Annotated in this window: 17 protein-coding genes; 3 read left to right on the top strand and 14 right to left on the bottom strand. The window is 56.1% G+C overall.

The window, feature by feature from the left end; genetic code table 11:
* Positions 1-8: 8 nt before the first annotated feature.
* Positions 9-1,436: a gamma-aminobutyraldehyde dehydrogenase gene (locus V6940_RS00570; protein WP_333494437.1), complete on the bottom strand. Its 1,428-nt coding sequence runs from the start codon at positions 1,434-1,436 to the stop codon at positions 9-11.
* Between the two features lie 311 nt (positions 1,437-1,747).
* Here V6940_RS00570 and V6940_RS00565 point away from each other — a divergent pair, with 311 nt between their 5' ends.
* Both V6940_RS00565 and V6940_RS00560 read left to right on the top strand, forming a co-directional pair.
* Positions 1,748-2,479, top strand: coding sequence for a FadR/GntR family transcriptional regulator (locus V6940_RS00565; protein WP_333494436.1), 732 nt, complete (start codon positions 1,748-1,750; stop codon positions 2,477-2,479).
* Positions 2,480-2,486: 7 nt separating this feature from the next.
* Positions 2,487-3,185, top strand: coding sequence for a cache domain-containing protein (locus V6940_RS00560; RefSeq protein ID WP_333494435.1), 699 nt, complete (start codon positions 2,487-2,489; stop codon positions 3,183-3,185).
* Between the two features lie 21 nt (positions 3,186-3,206).
* On the opposite strand, the gene V6940_RS00555 is transcribed toward V6940_RS00560, so the two are convergent.
* The 5 genes from V6940_RS00555 to V6940_RS00535 form a co-directional block, all read right to left on the bottom strand.
* Entirely contained in the window at positions 3,207-4,688 is a 1,482-nt protein-coding gene (locus tag V6940_RS00555; RefSeq protein WP_333494434.1) for an APC family permease, read from the bottom strand.
* A gap of 152 nt (positions 4,689-4,840) precedes the next feature.
* Positions 4,841-5,500: a DUF1345 domain-containing protein gene (locus V6940_RS00550; RefSeq protein WP_333494433.1), complete on the bottom strand. Its 660-nt coding sequence runs from the start codon at positions 5,498-5,500 to the stop codon at positions 4,841-4,843.
* A 270-nt stretch (positions 5,501-5,770) separates the two neighbouring features.
* A complete protein-coding gene (locus tag V6940_RS00545) occupies positions 5,771-6,487 on the bottom strand; it encodes a YebC/PmpR family DNA-binding transcriptional regulator (protein WP_333494432.1) in 717 nt (238 codons plus the stop codon).
* Between the two features lie 304 nt (positions 6,488-6,791).
* Positions 6,792-8,573, bottom strand: coding sequence for a diguanylate cyclase (locus V6940_RS00540; protein ID WP_333494431.1), 1,782 nt, complete (start codon positions 8,571-8,573; stop codon positions 6,792-6,794).
* A 117-nt stretch (positions 8,574-8,690) separates the two neighbouring features.
* The gene (locus V6940_RS00535; RefSeq protein WP_333494430.1) at positions 8,691-9,800 is read right to left on the bottom strand and encodes an AI-2E family transporter; all 1,110 of its coding nucleotides are present in this window, start codon (positions 9,798-9,800) and stop codon (positions 8,691-8,693) included.
* 160 nt (positions 9,801-9,960) lie between these two features.
* Here V6940_RS00535 and V6940_RS00530 point away from each other — a divergent pair, with 160 nt between their 5' ends.
* Entirely contained in the window at positions 9,961-10,590 is a 630-nt protein-coding gene (locus V6940_RS00530; protein WP_333494429.1) for an NUDIX hydrolase, read from the top strand.
* 141 nt (positions 10,591-10,731) lie between these two features.
* Here the strand turns inward: V6940_RS00530 and nuoN are convergent, their stop codons facing one another.
* The 8 genes from nuoN to nuoG all read right to left on the bottom strand — a co-directional run bounded on the left by nuoN (position 10,732) and on the right by nuoG (position 20,785).
* Entirely contained in the window at positions 10,732-12,189 is a 1,458-nt protein-coding gene (gene nuoN / locus V6940_RS00525) for an NADH-quinone oxidoreductase subunit NuoN (RefSeq protein WP_185666816.1), read from the bottom strand.
* A 6-nt stretch (positions 12,190-12,195) separates the two neighbouring features.
* The gene (nuoM, locus tag V6940_RS00520) at positions 12,196-13,725 is read right to left on the bottom strand and encodes an NADH-quinone oxidoreductase subunit M (RefSeq protein WP_333494428.1); all 1,530 of its coding nucleotides are present in this window, start codon (positions 13,723-13,725) and stop codon (positions 12,196-12,198) included.
* 100 nt (positions 13,726-13,825) lie between these two features.
* Positions 13,826-15,667, bottom strand: a complete 1,842-nt coding sequence (gene nuoL, locus V6940_RS00515) for an NADH-quinone oxidoreductase subunit L (protein ID WP_333494427.1) — start codon at positions 15,665-15,667, stop codon at positions 13,826-13,828.
* Positions 15,664-15,966 (bottom strand): NADH-quinone oxidoreductase subunit NuoK, encoded by a 303-nt coding sequence (nuoK, locus tag V6940_RS00510; RefSeq protein WP_035892477.1) that lies wholly within the window; start codon positions 15,964-15,966, stop codon positions 15,664-15,666. Before nuoK ends, nuoL begins: the two co-directional genes overlap by 4 nt.
* Positions 15,963-16,517 carry an NADH-quinone oxidoreductase subunit J gene (gene nuoJ, locus V6940_RS00505; RefSeq protein WP_185666813.1) on the bottom strand — a complete coding sequence of 185 codons (555 nt, stop codon included), beginning with the start codon at positions 16,515-16,517 and terminating at the stop codon, positions 15,963-15,965. Before nuoJ ends, nuoK begins: the two co-directional genes overlap by 4 nt.
* A gap of 11 nt (positions 16,518-16,528) precedes the next feature.
* Positions 16,529-17,071, bottom strand: coding sequence for an NADH-quinone oxidoreductase subunit NuoI (nuoI, locus tag V6940_RS00500; protein WP_000172742.1), 543 nt, complete (start codon positions 17,069-17,071; stop codon positions 16,529-16,531).
* Positions 17,072-17,084: 13 nt separating this feature from the next.
* Positions 17,085-18,062, bottom strand: coding sequence for an NADH-quinone oxidoreductase subunit NuoH (gene nuoH / locus V6940_RS00495; RefSeq protein ID WP_185666812.1), 978 nt, complete (start codon positions 18,060-18,062; stop codon positions 17,085-17,087).
* A complete protein-coding gene (gene nuoG / locus V6940_RS00490) occupies positions 18,059-20,785 on the bottom strand; it encodes an NADH-quinone oxidoreductase subunit NuoG (RefSeq protein ID WP_333494426.1) in 2,727 nt (908 codons plus the stop codon). The genes nuoH and nuoG overlap by 4 nt, the downstream gene beginning before the upstream one ends.
* Between the last annotated feature and the right edge of the window lie 18 nt (positions 20,786-20,803).

Here is a 20,803-nt window from a genome sequence, read left to right as displayed (position 1 = left end):
TATCCTTGTTATTCAGTGATATCGCACATGATGTGTTTCACTCTGGTGTACTCGTCGAGTGAATAGGAGGAGAGATCTTTGCCATAGCCAGATTTTTTGAAGCCGCCGTGAGGCATTTCGGCACACAGCGGGATGTGGTTGTTGACCCATACGGTGCCGAAATCCAGCTCAATGCTGAAACGCTGGGCGCGGCCGTGGTTGCTGGTCCAGACGCTGGCCGCCAGTCCATACTCCACGTCATTGGCCTTATGCAGCGCTTCTTCTTCGCTGCTGAACGATTGAATGGTCATCACCGGGCCGAAGACTTCATGCTGGATGGCTTCATCCTGCTGATGCAGGCCGGAGACCAGCGTCGGTTCGAAATAGAAGCCCGGCCCTGGACCTGCATGGCCGCCCATCTCAATTCTGGCGTGCGACGGCAGGCGCTCAATAAAGCCTTGCACCTGCTCCAGCTGATTTTTGCTGTTCAGCGCGCCATAAAGCGCAGATTTGTCGTCCGGCAGCCCAAAACGAATGGCTTTGCCTTTCTCGAGCAGTTTTTGCAGGAAGGTGTCATAGACCGACTGCTCAACCAGCAGACGCGTGGCGGCGGTGCAGTCCTGCCCGGCGTTGAAGAACCCGGCGGTGAGGATGGTATCCACGGCTTTGTCCAGATTAGCATCGGCAAATACCACCACCGGCGCCTTACCGCCCAGTTCCAGATGCGCTTTGGTCAGGTTGGCTGCCGCCGACGCGGCGACCTGCAGACCGGCACGCACGGAGCCGGTAATTGACACCAGCGAGGCTGTGGGGTTTGAGACCACCAGCGAACCGGTGCCGGCCTTACCCAGCACCACGTTAAATGCTCCCGCCGGGAAGAACGGTGCGGCAAGTTCTGCCAGCATCAGAGTGCTGATAGGCGTCGTGTCGCTAGGCTTCAGCACCACCGTGTTGCCTGCAGCCAGCGCCGGGGCAATTTTCCATACCGCCATCATGAAGGGGTAGTTCCAGGGGGTCACCTGCCCCACGATCCCTAGGGGCTCGCGGCGAATCGTGGAGGTAAAGCCTTCGCTGTACTCCCCGCTGGCTTTACCTTCCAGGCAGCGTGCGGCCCCGGCAAAAAAGCGAATGGCGTCGCAGGACGCGGCAATTTCCTCTTTCTCGATAAAGTGCCGCAGCTGCCCGGTCTCCTGGCTCTGAATTTCCGCCAGGCGCGCGGCGTTGCTTTCAATCGCATCCGCAAGATTCAGCAGCGCCTTCTGACGCTGCGCCGGGGTCGACTTTTTCCATACCGCGAAAGCTGCTTTTGCCGCTGCGTAAGCCTGATCGACCTCCGCTTTGCCGCCGTTCGGGCTCATGGCGTAGCATTCGCCGTCGACCGGGCTCACCAGCTCAAACGCCTCTTCCGATGACGACGAGACGAACTGTCCGTTAATAAAATGCTTCAGCGTGTTCATGACCAACTCCTGACATTTAAAACATAAAGAAACTTATGTAATATATTTGTTGCCGTCAGGATTCAAACTTGCTGAGCGAACAATATGATACGCTTCGCAAATTTAACCATTTTCTTACATTAGAATCACAAAATAGCTAAATCTCAGCGAGGAGGGATTGCTCACCGACGGGATTACGCTATGTTGGCTCAGTGCCAGGAGGCCAGGAAATCGCGAAAGCAGGGGTTATCTGCCGTGATTCTCTCCTTTCCTGCCCGGCAGGCTTATGTTAAGAAGGGTGCTCTTTCAGGGAATAAATAATAGAAAAGCTTATGATTACTCATGCAGTTATCTTTGCGCCTATTGGACAGGCCAGTCGCTCCGATCAGATAGTTCAGCGCCTCTCCAATGCGATCATTACCGGGCTGCTGGAACCTCATGAACAGCTACCTAATGAGACCGATCTGGCGAAAATGATGGGGGTTTCGCACATTACGATCCGCGAGGCGCTTAACACGCTGCGGGCCAATGAATTGATCTACACCGTGCGGGGCAGAAAGGGCGGCAGCTTCGTGTGCGAAAGCGTGCGCGATAAAAACAGCAGCCTGCACCCGTTCAAAACCATCAGCACGGATTACCTTTCCGATTTAGGAGAGATGCATTCGGCCATTATCAGCCATAGCGCCAGGCTGGCTTCCCGCCGGGTGACCGCGGCGGATATTGACCGGCTGCGAGGGTTTGTTGACGTGCTGAAACACGCCGGGACGCCGGAGCAAAGGACCCAGTCTGATATGCGCTGCCTGCTGGCGCTTGCCGCCAGCTCGCATTCCGCCAGGCTGGCAAACCAGGAGCTACAGCTACAGGCTGAGTGGGCCTCATTGGTGGCGGTACTTTATCGTTCCGATGAGATTTTCCCGCAGGTCGTGGCCCTGTATGAGACGTTAACGGAGGCGCTGGCGAACCACGATGAACTGGCCGCCATGGCGATTGCAACCCGACTTATTGATACGTTTATCTACCACCTGATTGACCAAAAGATGAAATATAATCTGAGCGAAGGCTGACCGCAAAATGACCTGTCCCATATCGTTTACCACCCTGATAGATAAAATTGAGGATATTACCGCCTCAACAGTGGCGTCCACCGTCGCACTGGCTGACCGCATACGTGAAAGTATCACCAGCGGACAAAAGGCGTCGGCGGAGATGTTATTAGAGCCTGCCGTGAAGGCCACCATTCAGGGGCATATCCAACACACGTTGCAGCATAACCGTTACTGCTCTGGCGCCGGTTTCGCCAGCCATATTGAGAGCAGCCCTACCACCAGCGAATACTGGTTGCTGGAGTGGTGGTTTAAAAAGGCCAACGGGATGCAGCAGGTCAATCTCGACCTGGATCAGGCTACCCAGCAGCGGCTGGATTTCAGAACCTTTGAGTGGTTTAAACACACGCCGTCGGTGGGTAAGGCCTGTATTCACGGCCCTTATGTGGATTACGTCTGTAATACCGCGTACACCCTCACCTCTGCGGTGCCGGTTTACAGCAATGGGCAATTTCTTGGCGTGGCGGCTATCGATATGCTGGTAGGCCAGATTGAAGAGGAGCTACTTTCCTGTCGCCCTCCCGCAAAAGTGGTGCTGACGAACCGCGACAGACGCATCATTTTTTCGACTGAACCCCGTTTCCGGGTAGGCAATCTGCTGACCACGCTCCCGGCAACGGTGCTGCATCAAAGCGATTACTTCATTCTGTATCAGTGTGACAATTAAGGGCCCGCAGGCCCTTGAGTATTAATAACTTTCTCTTGCTTTCAGCTCATCCGCATAGGCGATGGCATCATTTTCCGGCGCGCTGGAGCGACCAAACGGTCGCGCAATCGCCATATAGAGCAGACCGGTTCCCAGCACAATCGCCAGCCCAATCAGCACCGTCCAGCGATCGAGGAAGGTACTCCCTTCCGCAGGCTGCGCCAGCAGCCAGATAGCCGCTATGCCATAGGCCAGCGCCAGTCCGTTAACCAGCGTACCCCAGCCACCGATAGTCCACTCACCGGCCGGTTTCCAGCCGTTCAGGCGTTGGCGCATGGCGGCCAGCACCACCATCTGGAAGGAGATATAAATGCCGATCACCGCAAACGCGGTAATGCGCGCCAGGTTATCAGGCTGGAAGTAGACGCAGACGCAGACAATCACCGGCAGCAGGCAGCTGACGATCATCGCGTTGTCCGGCACGCTGTTTTTGGAGATTTTAGACATCCACTCGCTGCCCGGTAACATTTTGTCGCGGGAGAAAGAGAAGATCAGTCGGCTTAACGCCGCCTGCAGAGAGAGAATGCAGGAGAGCATGGCAATAATTGCGATCACGATAAATACCGTCGCGCCGGTTTCACCCAGTGCTTCATGCAAAATTGCCGGGATAGGATCCGCGACCTTGCCGTTCACGATATTGAGCAGATTCGGTGAGGAGAGCAGATAGCCCAGTACCGAAATAATGGCGGAGATAGCGCCGAAGACGATACTTAAAATCATGGCGACCGGGATCTTCTTGCCTGGGTTTTGCACCTCTTCCGCCACGTTGCCGCAGGCTTCGAAGCCAAAGAACATAAACAGCCCCATCAGCGCGGCGGACATAAAGGCGGTGGTGTAGCTGCCATCATGCGCCATCACGCCCATCGAATCGAAAATAACCGAGAACGGCTGGGTGCGATGGAAAATCAGTAAGTAGATGCCCAACGCAATCACGCTGACAATCTCGCACCAGAAGCCAATACGGGCGACGCGCGCCAGGTTTTTAGTGCCCGACATATTGATAGCCATCATCATCAGCAGCAGTACCGCTGAGGTTATCAACATCGTCATCGGCGTTTGTCCGTACTTGAACAGTGACTCAACGAAGGTCGCGGTGTATTCCGCAATGGAGGTGACGGTCACGACCAGCGCCCAGAGGTAGATCCAGGCGGCAATCCAGGCGTACTTTTTCCCCCACAGGCGTCTGGCCCAAGGGTATAACCCCCCGGTAATCGGGTATTGCGAAGAGACTTCACCAAAAACCAGCGCCACCAGTAGCTGCCCGCAGGCGACGATCAGAATCCACCATACCGCCGGCGGCCCCGCCAGCGTCACCGCCAGGGCAAACAGCGAGTAGACGGCAGTCAGCGGTGAACGATAGGTAAAACCCAACGCGAAATTTGAGACCAGGCCAATAGATCTTGTGAATTGTTCTTTGTTATCAGACTGAATATGTTCAGTTTTTTTAGCAGGTGTCTGTTCCATATACTTTTCTCATTTGTAGGTAAAGCGCAGAGTACACCCGCTAATTTATAAAAGATAATAAGTTATATGTATATTGTCATTGTCACATTTTTGTTAAGTTTTTGTATGGCTTTAGGGTGCTAAGGAATGGTTTGTCCGAAATTATGCTGCGTTTAGCTCAGTAGCCCCGCTCCGACGTTAACCGACAGGCCCAGAATCGCCAGATTGAATACAAAAGAGATGACCGAATGGAGCAGCGTGATTTGTCGCATATCGGTAGTCCCCGTGGCCACGTCGGCGGTTTGTGACGCGACGGCGATGGTGAAGGAGTAATAAAGGAAATCCCAGTAGCCCGGTTCCCCCGGTTTTTCCGGGAAGATCATCGGCGTGATCTCTTCGCTACGGTGCAGGTAATGGTGGTGAGCGTAATGCATGGCAAATGAGGTGGGAAGCAAGGCCCAGGATACCGCCAGCGTCGCGCCAGTGAGCAGCAGATGCAGCACCCGCGGCGTGCCGGAAAGATGTTTAAGCGATGTCAGCTCAACCAGAATCGCCAGGATGCTGACCAGACAGCCAACGATCACCATACCCAGCACCAGCCCCGCGCTCTCATCCTGCATTCTGGCAATACGCGGAATGTCCCGCACATCGGTACGCAGCATCAGAAACCACATAAAGAACAGATACAGCCACGCCAGCACGTTCCAGCTAATCAGCAGCCGCTGCAAATAACCCAGCGCGGGAGGAAGAGTGAAGAAACAGATTAACCCGGCCAGAATAGCCATCAGTAAGCGCAGACGTGCGCGAAAGTAAGTACCGAGAGAAAGGGTCATGATGTGAGTGGCTTAGAAAAGGGACGATAGATTAACTGTAGCCCTATCCCTTCAAATCTTCGCGGGTTGGCCCTTGAAAGTAGATGCTACTGATATGGCAACGACGAGGTGGGCAGATCTTTCATCTAGTGCTATTTACAGCGGTATTTAAACCGCTGTGAGCTATCTTTTAGCGCTGTCTTTGGCAATAAATATATCAGGCTGGATATATTTATAACGCCTTTATAAATTTAAAAATCTGCCATAATGGCAGATTTCTTTAATCTATAATTAGAGGTTGGCAACGTTATGATATACTTTCTGAACGTCATCATCATCTTCGAGGGCATCAATAAGCCCTTCAAAGATTGCTAAATCTTCTGGTGACAGTTCAATTTCTGATTGCGCAATCATTTCTAATTCTGTGGTCGCGAATTCAGTAATGCCAGACGCTTTCAGCGCGGCAATACCTTTATGAAGATCTGTGGCTTCAGTATAAACAATAATGTTGCCTTCTTCTTCGGTAACATCACGAACTTCCACTTCAGCTTCAAGCAGAATTTCAAAAATACTATCAGGGTCTGTTCCCTTAAATACAATCACACCGGTGTTGTCAAACATATAGCTGACCGCACCCGTTGCGCCGATGTTCCCGCCTTTTTTATTGAAAATGTTACGGACATTAGCAATCGTGCGGTTAACATTAGAGGTCAGCGTTTCAGCGATAAGCATAGAACCGCTTGGCCCAAAGCCTTCATAACGCCCTGCTACGAAGGTTTCGTCTCCGCCGCCTTTGGCTTTATCAATGGCTTTATCAATAACGTGCTTTGGAACCTGTGCTTGTTTCGCACGTTCAATAACGAATTTTAACGCGGAGTTTGATTCTGGATCTGGCTCGCCTTGTTTAGCAGCAGCATAGATTTCTACACCGAACTTTGCATATACGTTTGACGTTGCACCGTCTTTAGCCGTTTTTTTAGCAACGATATTGGCCCATTTACGTCCCACTGGAAGAGTCCCCTCAAATATTTATTTACGTTAACGCCAGATTAATAATCTGCACGTTTTTCCTCCGCATTATATCATGATATGTAAATACTCGTCTATGAGAACTAAAAACAGCCAATTTTCACGACGTGTTACTTTAATTATATAAATAATTAACATTGTGGTTGAATTACTGTGAGGTGAACGCCGGGATATTTTATTTCTATTATCAACAATCAAGCTTAAGTAATAAAATATAATAAAAAATAAGGCGGTATTCCTGAAAAATACCACCTTCATTTTATTATATAGCCACACGCCAGCCCTACCCCGCCAGCGCCCCAAAGCTCACAATTCGCGAACGTCCCAACTCCTTCGCTCGATACAGCGCCACATCCGCCGCACGCAGCAGACTGTCGCTCTGGGCGTGCTGCGGGTAGCTCGCCACGCCGATAGAAACATCCACATGGCCAATCTCCGCACCGCTAAAACGCAGCACCAGTTCGCGCACACCGTCGAAAATCTCACTGGCGATGCGGTTCGCGGCCTCATCGTCCATGTCGTACAGCAGCACCAGAAACTCTTCGCCACCGTAACGGAAAGCTAAGCCCCGGTCCTGCACCACGCGCTGAATAGTGGAGGCGACGCTTTTAATCACGCCGTCGCCCGCCTCATGACCGAAGCGGTCATTGATATTTTTGAAGTGATCGATGTCGATCATCAGACAGCTCATCGGCTCTTCGTTACGAATCGCCCGGCTCATCTGCGTATTCAGGATATCGTCCAGATGGTGGCGGTTGCGCAGCCCAGTCAGCGGGTCGTAAAGCGCTTTTTCCAGCAGCGCATCGCGTAGTCGCTGGTTGGCTAACGCCAGGCCAAGCGCTTCCGCCATCAGTTCAAGATAGGCACGGGAAGGTGCGGTCTGGTCGTTGAGGTTCTGGAATGAGAGCAGGCCGATGGCCTCGCCCTGGGCAATCAGCGGGACGCACAGCGTATGGTCGAGGCATGACTCCGGCAGATGGTAGCAGCCGATATCCGGCTCACCGTGCACCGGTGGGTGGCTCTGCCCGCGGCGCACCGCCCAGCACTCATCCGGATGGAACGGCGTTGGCTCGCCCTCCGGTGATAACCAGGACGCCACGCAGCGCATCTGCCACGGGTCGCGGTCGAGGATATAGAGTCGCCCTGCCACGCCCGGCGCAATGTTCGGGGCAAAAAGCTCGGCGACGTTAACCACATCATCAAAACACTCACAGCCCTGCAGACGCTGGGTCATGCGCGCCAGCAGTTCGCGTATCGCCCAGTCGGCATCGCGCTGCCGTTCAAGCTGCTGCCGCACCAGGCCGTTCTCGCGGAAAATGCGGATCGCCTGCGCCATGTCGCCAATTTCATCAATCTGGTTAAAGCTCGGCGTTTCCACGGCATAGTCCTGCGAGGCCAGGCGATGCACCACGTCGCTCAGCCGCACAACCGGGCGCAGCACGCGGCGTTTTAAAATAAAACCGAGGACGAATAAAAACAGCAGTGCCGTCAGCCCGACCATCACCTCCGACAGCGTGCGCAGCATACGAGAGTCGCGAGTCGCTTCCTGAACCGCACGCAGCGCCCGGCTATCGAGCATCTGGCGGAAATGGTCCATGCGCTCCTGCGCCCGGTCAAGCTCCTGCTCGTAGACTTTGCCATACAGCAGCGATACGGCCAGCGGAGCCTGATCGTGTGCGAGGTTGGCGAGCGCGGTTTGCTGCTCATCCTGAAGCCCATCGACAATCTCCAGCCCTTCATGCAGCAGCGCCAGCTCTTCCCCTGTTGCTCCGGCGTCTTTGAGCTTTGACAGACGCTGTTCAATCTCAACCTGCTGCTTTTCTCGTTGCTGATATTCGCTCAACACCGCTGGGTCTTTATTCACTACGTACAGGCGCGCCAGGTCAGAGAGTGACCAGGCATCGCCGTCGACCTCGTCCGTCAGTTGGTCGAACATCAGACGCTGCTGTACCGCCTGCCGTTCGGCGTTATCCGCACTGGAGGCCATCAACATGACGATACCGGAGGCAATCGTCAGACATACCGTCGCGCCGTAGGCCCAGTTGGTTATTGTGGCAATTCTCACCTGTCGGTTCCTTCTACTACCTAAAAACAAGAAGCATGATTGAAATTATAGGAAACGCCTGATTTCTCGTGACAATAAAAAGGCGACCTCAGGCCGCCTTTTGCTATTTCGTGATCGTCATGCCTCGGGCGGGCTTTTGCCCTCTTCGATAAACTCTTCATCCAGCCCCTCGACATTCCCGGCGTGGTCACGCCCGGAGAAGAGGTTCCAGCAGGCGAGGAACAGCGCGGCAATCAGCGGACCAATCACAAAGCCGTTGATACCGTAAATTTCCATACCGCCAATGGTGGTGATAAGAATCAGGTAGTCCGGCATTTTGGTATCTTTGCCCACCAGCAGCGGGCGCAGAATATTGTCCACCAGCCCGACAATAATCACGAAGAAGCCGACGATAAACAGCCCCTGCCACACCTGTTGAGTGGCGAAGAGGAAGATTGCTGCCGGTACCCAGATAATCGCCGACCCTACGGCAGGCACCAGCGAGAGAAACGCCATCAGCGCGCCCCACAGCACGCTGCCGTCAATGCCGACAATCGCAAAGGCAATGCCGCCGAGCGTCCCCTGTACCACCGCAACCACCGCGGTGCCTTTGACCGTTGCCCGCGTGACGCCGACAAACTTGGCAAACAGGTGTTGCTTAACGATATCCGTCAGCGGTAAGGAGTCGAGGATCTGGCGCACCAGAAACGGCCCGTCTTTCAACAGGAAGAACAGCAGATAGAGCATGATGCCGAAGCTGATGGCAAAGCCAAACGTCCCTTTACCAATCAGGAAGGCGCTGCCAGCAAGGTACTGTCCACCCGCCAGCGCGACGTCAGAGAGTTTTTTCTGGATCTGCGCGACGTTATCGAGATTGTGTTCTATCAGGAACCCGCGCGCCCAATGCGGCAGATGCGAGAACAGGCTGGCTATCACCTGCGGAAAACGGGTGTTGTTCTCCTGCAGCTTGGTGTACACCACGTTCAGCTCAAGCGCCAGCGAGGAGAGGATCACCATCAATGGAATAAAAACGATCAGACAGATAATGCCGATAGTCAGCAGCGAGGCCAATCCGTTACGATCGCCCAGTGCGCTGCGCAGTTTGTTTTTCACCGGGTTAAAGACGACGGTGAGTATCGCGGCCCACAGAATGGCGGAGAAATACGGCGACAGTACATCGAAAAATGCCCAGGTCACGAGCGCGAGAATGAAAATAAAGAAGCCTTTGGTCAATCCGTTAAATCGCATTAGTGAGTCCTGTTGCGGGGAAACAGTCTCGACTATAGAAGCGTTTAGCCGGATTTACCAGGTGGCATTTTCATTCACCCTAACGGACACGTGACCGCGCCAGGTATCCTACAAAGACCGTTTTCCGGCATTTTTACCGGAAAACACAACGGGAGGAAGCATGTCAGAAGTACTCAACGATAATGAACTTGCACGCATTGCCCAACGTTTACAAGCGCTGGCGCAGACCGGACTCACCTACACCAAAGACGCCTATGACCGGGAGCGTTATGAAGAGCTGATGGGTATTGCCGAGCGGATGCTAACCGCGCGCTTTGACCTGCCGGAAGCCACGCTGCAAAACCTGCATAAGGTGGACACCGGCTACGCCACGCCGAAAACCGACGTCCGCGCCATCATTCTGCATGAAGGCAAGCTGCTGATGGTGCAGGAGTCCGACGATAAAGGCTGGAGCCTACCGGGCGGCTGGGCCGATATTGGCGATAGCCCTGCACAAGCGGTCGAGCGTGAAGTGCGTGAAGAGACCGGGCTTGAGGTGAAGGTAAGCCGACTCCTCGGCGTCTGGGACCGCAACCAGCATGGGCATCCACCCTATCCCTGGCATGTCTATAAGCTGATTTTTCTCTGCGAAACCCTGGGCGGTACGCTTGCCATTAGCCATGAATCGCTGGATATCGCCTACGTCGACCCGAACAATCTGCCGCCGCTCTCCCTGACGCGTATCGTGCCGGAAGAGATCCACGCTAGCATCCGCAGCATTCGTGAAAATGAACCGGTGTGGTGCGACTAAATACCCTGCTACCGGATGGCGCTTCGCTTATCCGGCCTACAAACTGCACCACTCCCTTGTAGATCGGATAAGGCGTCTACGCCGCCATCCGGCAATAAAAAACCCCGCATCGCGGGGTTTTTTCACATCGTTAACGATGGATTACATCATCGGCATCGCCAGTCGCACAATGCTAATCAGCGGCTGTGGATAGATACCCAGCACCAGTACCAGCAGTGCGGAGATCAGAACCACAATACCGCCCGCGCTGTACTGCCAGTTAGACGGCGCATCGCGGTTTGGTTTTTCCGGCGCGCTCAGGTACAGGCTCACCGCCACACGCAGGTAGTAGTAGAGACCAATCGCGGAACCGACAACCACCGCGCCAACCAGCCACCACAGGTGTGCCTGGACGCCGACGGCCAGCACGTAGAACTTGCCGATAAAGCCGAGAGTCATTGGGATACCGGCCAGAGACAGCATCATCACGGTCATGACCGCCGCCAGAATCGGACGGTGCCAGAACAGACCGCGGTAGGCGTACAGAGATTCTGCATCCGGGCCACGGTACGGGCTGGACATCAGGCTGACAACGCCAAACGCGCCAAGGCTGCTGAACAGGTAACCTGCCAGGTACACGCCAACGGTTTCCATCGACATCTCGCCGCTATGCAGCGCAATCAGCGCCACCAGCAGGTAGCCGAGGTGAGAGATGGAGGAGTAACCGAGCAGACGCTTGATGTTGGTCTGGCTCAGCGCCATCAGGTTACCGAAGATGATGGAGGCGAAGGCGATCAGGCCCAGCACCACGCGTACCGCTTCGCTGTCGCCTACCGGCGCATACAGGAACAGACGCATCACCACGCCAAAGATAGCAATCTTGCTGGCGGTGGCCAGGAAGGTTGATACCGGCGCAGGGGCACCCTGATAAACGTCCGGCGTCCACAGGTGGAACGGCACCAGAGAGAGCTTGAAGCCGAGGCCAACAATCATCATCCCCAGACCTGCCAGCAGCAGCGGTTCGTGCAGCATGTTATCGCCGAGGCTCTTACCGAGCGCGACGAAAGACAGGTTGCCGGACTGCGCGTACAGCAGTGCCATACCGAACAGCAGGAACGACGATGCGGCGGCGGACAGAATGGTGTACTTGATGCTCGCTTCCAGAGAACGTTTCTGGCGGAACGCGTACCCAATCAGGCCAAACAGCGGCAGGGAAATCAGTTCAATACCGAGGAACAGCGCCGCCAGATGGTTGGCGTTCGCCAGCAGAATGCCGCCGAGGGCAGCAATCAGCACCAGCAGGTAGAACTCTTCCTTGTTGTCGGTATAGCCCTCAAGCCACGGGTAAGCAAAGGTACAGGTCGCAAGGCTCGCCAGCAGCACCAGGCCAGTGTAGAACATGGCGTAGGCATCAACGCGCATCAGCGGCGTGACGTCCATCGCCCCCGCCTGACCAACAAACCAGAGCGAGACCAGCGCGGCGTTAAGCCCAAGCACTGACAGCGTGGCATTAAGGAAGTGATTGCGTCGCCACGCAATGGAGAGCATCACAACCACCACCGTCAAGCCGACGATCAGCAGCGGTAATAGCGCGATCAGTTGTTGTGGAGTTATTGTCATGGCGAATTACGGCCTTGTAGTTGAAACAGAATTAACAAACCACTGCTGGATGTTACTCATCGCAGAATGTGACGTGTCCAGAATCGGCTGCGGGTAGAAGCCCAGCAGAACCAGAAGCACGACCAGCAACAGGACGATAAACAGCTCGCGCAGCGACATCCCTGGCAGTTCTTTTGCCGCGATTTCACTCTTCGCTTTACCAAAGTACGCACGGTGCAGCATCGCCAGCGAGTAAACGGAAGCGAACACCAGACCAAAGGTCGAAATCACCGTAATCGTCGGAACCACATGGTAGCTGCCGAACAGAATCATGAATTCGCCGACGAAGTTACCGGTACCCGGCATCCCCAGCGTACAGACCGCGAAGAACAGTGACAGCGCAGGCAGCCATTTAATTTTGCTCCACAGACCGCCCATCTGACGCATGTCGCGGGTATGCAGACGTTCGTAAAGCTGACCACACAGAATGAACAGGCCGGCTGCGGACAGACCGTGCGCAATCATCTGGATAACCGCGCCCTGGTAAGCCAGCTGGCTGCCGGTGTAGATAGCAATCAGCACGAAGCCCATGTGGGAAACGGAGGTGTAGGCAATCAGACGTTTGATGTCGTACTGTGTGAACGCCATCCATGCGCCGTAGAAGATACCAATCACACCCAGCCACATGGCGATAGGCGCGAACTCCGCAGAGGCGTTCGGGAACAGCGGCAGCGCGAAGCGCAGCAGACCGTAGGCCGCGGTTTTCAGCAAGATACCCGCAAGGTCAACGGAACCCGCAGTCGGTGCCTGCGAGTGTGCGTCTGGCAGCCAGCCGTGCAGCGGAACCACCGGCATTTTCACCGCGAAGGCGATGAAGAAGCCCAGCATCAGCAGGTATTCCACGCCGTGGGACATTGGCGTCTTCAGCAGGTCCTGATAGTTGAAGGTCCATACGCCGGTCGCATCGTGGTGCACGAACACCAGCGCCAGGATGGCAATCAGCATCACCAGACCGCTCGCCTGGGTATAGATGAAGAACTTGGTGGCCGCCGTGATACGCGTTTTACCATCGGAGGCTTTATGGCCCCACAGCGCGATCAGGAAGTACATCGGCACCAGCATCATCTCCCAGAAGAAGAAGAACAGGAACATGTCGATGGCCAGGAACACGCCGATAACGCCGCCCAGGATCCACATCAGGTTGAGGTGGAAGAAGCCCTGGTATTTCTGGATTTCATTCCAGGAACAGAGCACCGCCAGCACACCCAGCAGACCGGTCAACACCACCATCAGCAGCGACAAGCCGTCGAGAGCGAGGTGAACCGTTATCCCAAAACGTGGGATCCACGGCAGGATGAACTCAGACTGCCACTGCGGCAGGCCGGTGGATTGGGTGAGTGAGTAGCCGCCCTGCAGCCACAGCTGCAGGCCAAGCGCCAGCGTCAGTCCCATGGTGATCAGCGCGATCCAGCGCGGCATCTTCACGCCAAAGCGTTCGGTCTGCCAGCAGAGGAAACCGCCGATAAAGGGAATCAGTATTAGCCAGGGTAATAACATGGCAATTCATTTCCTTATTAATCTATCCGGAGGCGACAAGCCCGCCAGAACAGGAAAACAGCACGACATTTTCATGGGGAGGAAACTCCTCCCCAACGAATTAACGCAATACCATCAACAACGCCAGCACCACCACGGCACCGATGCCCATTGACGCAACATACCAGCGCAGATACCCGTTCTCGCTCAGTACCAGGCCTTTGCCTGCGAAGCGGGAGAGGATAGCCGGAATATTCATCAAGGCATTGAGCGGGTCGCGCTTCAGCAGCCAGGCGATGCCAAGGAACGGCTTCACGAACACCTTGTCGTACAGCCAGTCAAAGCCCCAGGCGTTATACCACCAGGTTCCGAGCAGGCGGCCAGGCGCGCTGTTGGCGATGGAGGTCACCAGCGTGCGTTTGCCCAGCCACAGCCATGCGGCAATCAGGATACCGGCAATCGCTACGATGCCCGAGGTGATTTCCAGCGTCAGCACGCGGCCGTGTTCCAGTTCGGTTGTTGCCGGCAGTACGCCATGCAGCGGTGGCACAATCAGCGCGCCGATAAAGGTCGACAGCACCATCAGCACGATCAGCGGCAGGTGGTGAGTAATCCCCTTCCCTGCGTGGGCGTGAATCTGCTCTTTGCCGTGGAAGACGATGAAGATCATACGGAAGGTGTAGAGCGAGGTCATGAATGCACCGACCAGGCCCGCCACCATCAGGTTGATATGACCGTTCGCCATCGCACCGGCGAGGATTTCATCCTTACTGAAGAAGCCAGCGGTAATCAGCGGCAGCGCGGAGAGCGCGGCACCACCAACCAGGAAGCAGGCATACACCAGCGGAATCGACTTACGCAGGCCACCCATCTTGAAGATGTTCTGTTCGTGATGGCAGGCAAGGATGACCGAGCCGGACGCCAGGAACAGCAACGCTTTGAAGAACGCGTGGGTCATCAGATGGAAAATCGCCGCATCCCATGCCTGTACGCCAAGCGCCAGGAACATGTAGCCAATCTGGCTCATGGTGGAGTAAGCGAGTACACGTTTGATGTCGGTCTGTACCAGCGCGGCAAAGCCTGCCAGCACCAGCGTTACCGCCCCAATAATACCGACCAGGTGCAGCACTTCCGGGGTCAGCAGGAACAGGCCGTGGGTACGGGCAATCAGGTACACACCGGCGGTCACCATGGTCGCCGCGTGGATCAGCGCAGAAACGGGAGTTGGGCCAGCCATCGCGTCCGCAAGCCAGGTCTGCAACGGCAGCTGCGCGGATTTACCCACCGCACCGCCCAGCAGCATCAGGGTTGCCCACATCAGCATGTTATTGCCCGCCGCGAAGTGCGCCGGTGCCAGTTCAACCATTTCACGGAAGTTCAGCGTGCCCAGCTCGTTGTAGAGAATGAACAGCGCGAACGCCAGGAATACGTCACCGACACGGGTCACCACGAAGGCTTTCATGGCCGCCGCACCGTTCTTCGGATCGGTGTAGTAGAAACCGATCAGCAGATAGGAGCACAGGCCCACGCCTTCCCAGCCGAGATACATCAGCAGCAGGTTATCGGCCAGCACCAGCACCACCATGCTCGCGATAAACAGGTTGGTGTAGGCGAAGAAGCGGGAGTAGCCCTCTTCCCCACGCATATACCAGGAGGCGAACATGTGGATCAGGAAGCCGACGCCGGTGACCACGGAGAGCATGGTCAGGGACAGGCCATCCAGCACCAGGTTAAAACCGATGTTGAAGTCGCCGACGGACATCCACGTCCACAGCGGCAGGCTGAAAGCCTGCTTGCCGTTGGCAAAGAAGTCCATACCGACAAACGCCGTGACCAGCGCCGCGAGGCCAATCGACCCGACGCCAACGGTGGCGGAGAGATTCTCCGACCAGCGTCCGCGGGAGAAGGCCAGCAGAACGAAGCCAATGAATGGCAGAATAATGGTTAAGGCAAGCATGTTCATCCGCGCAACTCACTTACTGAATCGATGTTCAGGTTCTGGCGGCGACGATGGAGCTGCAGCAACAGCGCCAGGCCAATACTCGCTTCCGCAGCCGCGAGGGTAATGGCGAGGATATACATCACCTGACCGTCGGTCTGGCCCCAGTAGCTGCCGGCGACCACGAAGGCCAGCGCGGCGGCGTTAATCATAATTTCCAGCCCAATCAGCATAAACAGCAGGTTGCGGCGGATAACCAGACCGGTTAAACCCAGCACGAATAAAATCGCCGCGAGGATCAGCCCATGTTGTAAAGGAATCATGCGTGTTCCTCCGTTTTCCTTTTCGCGCTATCGCCAGCGCGGTTGCTCAGCACTTCGCCCATGCGGTCTTCACGACCGATATGGAAGGCCACAACCAGGCCTGCCAGCAGCAGCATCGATGCCAGTTCAACCGCCAGTACGTACGGCCCGAACAGGGCAATACCGACTTCTTTGGCGCTGATAGCGTTACCGTCAATACCCTGGTCGTTCAGGCCCATGATGGCGTACACCATCACTGCCAGCAGCACGGCGGACAGTACCGCCGGGCCAATCCAGATTTGCGGCTTCAGCCACTGACGTTCCTGGGCGATTTCAGCGCCGCCCAGGTTCAGCATCATCACCACGAAGACGAACAGCACCATGATGGCGCCCGCATAGACGATGATCTCCAGCGCACCGGCGAAGTAAGCGCCCAGCGAGAAGAACACCCCGGCAATAGCCAGCAGCGAGACGATCAGATACAGCAGCGCGTGTACCGGGTTAGTGTGCGTAATCACTCGCAGGGTCGCGAGGACAGCAATCAGGCCACAGATATAAAAAGCGAATTCCATTGCCCCTCTCCTTACGGTAACAGGCTCTTGACGTCGATAGGCTTAGCTTCGTTCTCTGCTTCGCCCTTATCTTTGCCGTCGATTGCCATACCCGCCATCCGGTAGAAGTTATATTCCGGGTATTTGCCCGGACCGGAAATCAGCAGATCCTCTTTTTCGTACACCAGATCCTGACGTTTGTATTCGCCCAGTTCGAAATCCGGGGTCAACTGAATCGCCGTAGTCGGGCACGCTTCTTCACACAGGCCGCAGAAAATGCAGCGTGAGAAGTTAATGCGGAAAAACTCCGGATACCAGCGGCCGTCTTTGGTCTCTGCTTTTTGCAGAGAGATACAGCCAACCGGGCAGGCTACCGCGCACAGGTTACAGGCAACGCAGCGCTCTTCGCCGTCCGGATCGCGCGTTAGCACGATACGGCCACGATAGCGCGGCGGCAGGTAGACCGGCTCTTCCGGGTACATCTGCGTTTCGCGTTTGGCGAACGCATGCAGGCCGATCATCCAGATACTGCGTACCTGGGTGCCGAAGCCTACGAGTAATTCTTTTAAGGTCATGGTCTATAGCCCCTTATGGCTGCTGCCAGAGAATGACAGCCGCCGTTACCAGCAAGTTGATGAGCGTCAGCGGCAGGCACACTTTCCAGCCGAAGGACATTACCTGGTCATAACGAGGACGCGGTAACGACGCACGAATCAAAATGAACATCATCATGAAGAACGCGGTTTTCAGCGCGAACCAGATGAATGGCGGTAAGAACGGGCCTTGCCAGCCACCGAAGAACAGCGTCACGATCAGCGCTGACACGGTGACGATACCGATGTATTCACCCACGAAGAACAGACCGAACTTCATGCCGGAATATTCGATGTGGTAACCATCGGCCAGTTCCTGCTCCGCTTCCGGTTGGTCAAACGGGTGACGGTGACATACCGCCACGCCCGCAATCGCAAAGGTAATGAAGCCGAAGAACTGAGGAATGACGTTCCACAGGTGAGCCTGGTTATTGACGATGTCGGTCATGTTGAATGAACCGGCCTGCGCCACCACGCCCATCAGAGACAGACCCAGGAACACTTCGTAGCTCAGGGTCTGCGCAGACGCACGCATCGCACCCAGCAGCGAGTATTTGTTGTTGCTCGACCAACCGGCGAACAGCACCGCGTAGACCGCGAGACCCGCCATCATCAGGAAGAACAGGATCCCGATGTTGAGGTCTGCGACCACCCAGCTTGGGCTGACCGGCACAATGGCGAAGGCCAGCAGCAGCGAGGTGAAGGCGATAACCGGTGCCAGCGTAAAGATCATGCGGTCCGTAAACTTCGGAACCCAGTCCTCTTTAAAGAACATTTTGATCATGTCGGCAACGAGCTGGAGCGAACCGCCCCAGCCCACGCGGTTTGGCCCGTAGCGGTTCTGGAACAGGCCCAGAAGGCGACGTTCACCGAAGCTCATGAACGCCCCGCAGGTGACGACCACCAGCAGGATGACCACGGCCTTGATGATGCTAAGGAGGATCTCAATCAGATCCGGCGTTAACCAACTCATTGCTGTGCCTCCTGCAGATTCTCAAGACGTGCGCCCGCAAGCGTTGGAGCAATGCCTGGCATGCCCATCGGCAAACCAACCTGCCCTGCCACCAGCCCGCTGGAAATAACCAGCGGCAGCGTGACCGTCTGACCATCAAAGCTGAACGCCATCTTCGCGCCTTCGTTTACGCCAAGCGCCGCGGCATCTGCCGGGTTAAGCTTGAGGTAAGGCTGCGGCATGCGGCTCTGGAACACCGGTGCGCGCTGTGACATCTCGTCGCTACCAAACAGATGGTAGTACGGGGCCACGCGCCATTTCCCGGCTTCAGCCTGGAAGCCTGCCGGTACGGTGGTGAAGTAATCCAGACCGTTGGCAGACGCTTCAATCAGACGTACGCCCGGGTCACCGTGACGCAGTTTGCCGCCCACTTCCGCCTGGAACTTGTTCCATGCCTGCGGGGAGTTCCAGCCTGGAGCCCATGCGAATGGGATCTGCGAGCGCGGCGCGCCCGGCTGGTTGTTCCCTTCCATCGAGAAGGCGAACATGGTGTCTTTATCCTGCGGCTGACGCGGTTCGTGCACGCTGATGTTCGCGCGCATGGCCGTACGACCACTGTAGCGGTGCGGTTCACGCGCCAGCTTCTGACCGCGAATGCGGAAGGTCGCATCCGGCGCAGCATCTTTAATGCCCGCCAGCTGCGGCAGCGCCGCGACGGCAGCGTCAATCACGTGGTCCAGCTGAGTCCAGTCAACCTGACGGTTTTCCAGGGTGCTGTGCAGCGAGTGCAGCCAGCGCCAGCTTTCCAGCATGATGGTTTTGCTGTCGTAGTAGCTTGGGTCATATACCTGGAAGAAGCGCTGTGCGCGGCCTTCGTTGTTGATGACCGTACCGTCGCTTTCCGCAAAGCTTGCCGCCGAGAGCACCAGGTGCGCATGGTCCATAATCGCCGTGCGCTGATGGTCAATGACCATCACCAGCGGGGCTTTATCCAGCGCCGCGTTCACACGGCTGGCAGCCGCATGACGATGCAGGTCGTTTTCCAGCACGATAACCGCATCGGCAGCGCCGCTTTCCAGCTCATTCAGGGCGTCATCCAGAGAGCCACCGCCAATCATGCCGAGGCCAACGCTGTTCACCGCACGGGCAATCATCGTCACGCCAACGTCAGAACCGCGTGCTTTCAGCGCTTTCGCCACGTTCGCGGCGGCCTGAATCACTTCAGCGCTACCGGCGTTGGTGCCGGAGACAATCAGTGGTTTTTTCGCCCCGGCCAGCGCCTGAACGATCACGTCGATCTTGCCCTGCAGGTCACTGCCGATATCGTCAACGGCCGGTGCGTTGTTGTCCAGCGCATGGGCAATGGCGAAGCCTAAACGCGCCTGGTCTTCTACCGGTGCGCGGTAGGTCCACGCGGCGATATCGTCCAGACGGGTGTCGTCAACGTTAGTGACAAACAGCGGATGTTTTGCACGCTGGCCGATGTTCAGGATTGCCGCAATCTGCCAGTCAGCCACTTTCTGGGCCGCTGCCATTTCTCGCGCTTTACCTTTCACCGCCTGGCGAACCGCCAGCGCGACGCGAGCGCCGGTCTGGGTAATGTCTTCGCCCAGCACCAGTACTGCATCGTAAGATTCGATATCGCGCAGCGCAGGAGTATGAATGCCGCCTTCACGCAGCACTTTCAGTGCCAGCTGCAGACGTTCCTGCTCGCCTTTGGCGATGCCGGTGTAGAAGTTATCCGCACCCACCAGTTCACGCAGCGCGAAGTTGCTTTCCACGCTCGCACGCGGAGAACCGATACCAATCACTTTCTTCGACTGACGCAGAATATCCGCCGCGCCCTGCATCGCCTGCTCGGCGTTGAGGGTGATGAGGTCATCGCCACGACGCTGAACCGGCTGACGTGGACGGTCTTTCAGGTTCACATAGCCATAGCCGAAACGACCGCGGTCGCAGAGGAAGTAGTGGTTCACAGTACCGTTGTAACGGTTTTCGATACGACGCAGTTCGCCGTAGCGCTCACCCGGGCTGGTGTTACAGCCGATGGAGCACTGCTGGCAGATGCTTGGTGCAAACTGCATGTCCCACTTACGGTTGTAGCGCTCGGAGTGCGTCTTATCGGTAAATACGCCGGTCGGGCAAATTTCAACCAGGTTACCGGAGAATTCGCTTTCCAGGGTACCGTCTTCAGGACGGCCGAAGTAGACGTTGTCGTGCGCGCCGTACACACCGAGATCGGTGCCGTCAGCGTAGTCTTTGTAGTAACGCACGCAGCGGTAGCAGGCGATGCAGCGGTTCATTTCGTGAGAGATGAACGGCCCCAGGTCCTGGTTACGGTGGGTACGCTTGGTAAAGCGATAGCGACGGAAGCTATGACCGGTCATTACGGTCATATCCTGAAGGTGGCAGTTACCGCCCTCTTCACAGACCGGACAGTCGTGCGGGTGGTTCGTCATCAACCACTCCACCACGCTCTCGCGGAACTGCTTCGCTTCTGCGTCGTCGATAGAAATAAAGGTGCCGTCAGATGCCGGTGTCATACAGGACATCACCAGGCGGCCACGCGTGTCTTCCGCGTTCTGATATTGCTTCACCGCACACTGGCGGCAAGCACCGACGCTCCCAAGCGCCGGGTGCCAGCAAAAGTATGGAATATCAAGGCCCATAGAGAGACATGCCTGTAGCAGGTTGTCCGCTCCGTTGACCTCGTACTCTTTGCCGTCTACATGAATCGTAGCCATTAGCGTGCTTCCAAATTA

The organism is Kluyvera sp. CHPC 1.251, assembly GCF_036759945.1.
Classification (GTDB): domain Bacteria; phylum Pseudomonadota; class Gammaproteobacteria; order Enterobacterales; family Enterobacteriaceae; genus Kluyvera; species Kluyvera sichuanensis.
The sequence above is the reverse complement of the archived record's forward strand: the minus strand, read 5'-3'. Positions and strand labels throughout refer to the sequence as shown.

What these genes read in the sequence shown, in the direction of transcription:
- V6940_RS00570 (WP_333494437.1), bottom strand. Translation starts at nt 1,436, where the DNA reads ATGAACACGCTGAAGCATTTTATTAACGGACAGTTCGTCTCGTCGTCA.
- V6940_RS00565 (WP_333494436.1), top strand. Translation starts at nt 1,748, where the DNA reads ATGATTACTCATGCAGTTATCTTTGCGCCTATTGGACAGGCCAGTCGC.
- V6940_RS00560 (WP_333494435.1), top strand. Translation starts at nt 2,487, where the DNA reads ATGACCTGTCCCATATCGTTTACCACCCTGATAGATAAAATTGAGGAT.
- V6940_RS00555 (WP_333494434.1), bottom strand. Translation starts at nt 4,688, where the DNA reads ATGGAACAGACACCTGCTAAAAAAACTGAACATATTCAGTCTGATAAC.
- V6940_RS00550 (WP_333494433.1), bottom strand. Translation starts at nt 5,500, where the DNA reads ATGACCCTTTCTCTCGGTACTTACTTTCGCGCACGTCTGCGCTTACTG.
- V6940_RS00535 (WP_333494430.1), bottom strand. Translation starts at nt 9,800, where the DNA reads ATGCGATTTAACGGATTGACCAAAGGCTTCTTTATTTTCATTCTCGCG.
- V6940_RS00530 (WP_333494429.1), top strand. Translation starts at nt 9,961, where the DNA reads ATGTCAGAAGTACTCAACGATAATGAACTTGCACGCATTGCCCAACGT.
- nuoN (WP_185666816.1), bottom strand. Translation starts at nt 12,189, where the DNA reads ATGACAATAACTCCACAACAACTGATCGCGCTATTACCGCTGCTGATC.
- nuoM (WP_333494428.1), bottom strand. Translation starts at nt 13,725, where the DNA reads ATGTTATTACCCTGGCTAATACTGATTCCCTTTATCGGCGGTTTCCTC.
- nuoL (WP_333494427.1), bottom strand. Translation starts at nt 15,667, where the DNA reads ATGAACATGCTTGCCTTAACCATTATTCTGCCATTCATTGGCTTCGTT.
- nuoK (WP_035892477.1), bottom strand. Translation starts at nt 15,966, where the DNA reads ATGATTCCTTTACAACATGGGCTGATCCTCGCGGCGATTTTATTCGTG.
- nuoJ (WP_185666813.1), bottom strand. Translation starts at nt 16,517, where the DNA reads ATGGAATTCGCTTTTTATATCTGTGGCCTGATTGCTGTCCTCGCGACC.
- nuoI (WP_000172742.1), bottom strand. Translation starts at nt 17,071, where the DNA reads ATGACCTTAAAAGAATTACTCGTAGGCTTCGGCACCCAGGTACGCAGT.
- nuoH (WP_185666812.1), bottom strand. Translation starts at nt 18,062, where the DNA reads ATGAGTTGGTTAACGCCGGATCTGATTGAGATCCTCCTTAGCATCATC.
- nuoG (WP_333494426.1), bottom strand. Translation starts at nt 20,785, where the DNA reads ATGGCTACGATTCATGTAGACGGCAAAGAGTACGAGGTCAACGGAGCG.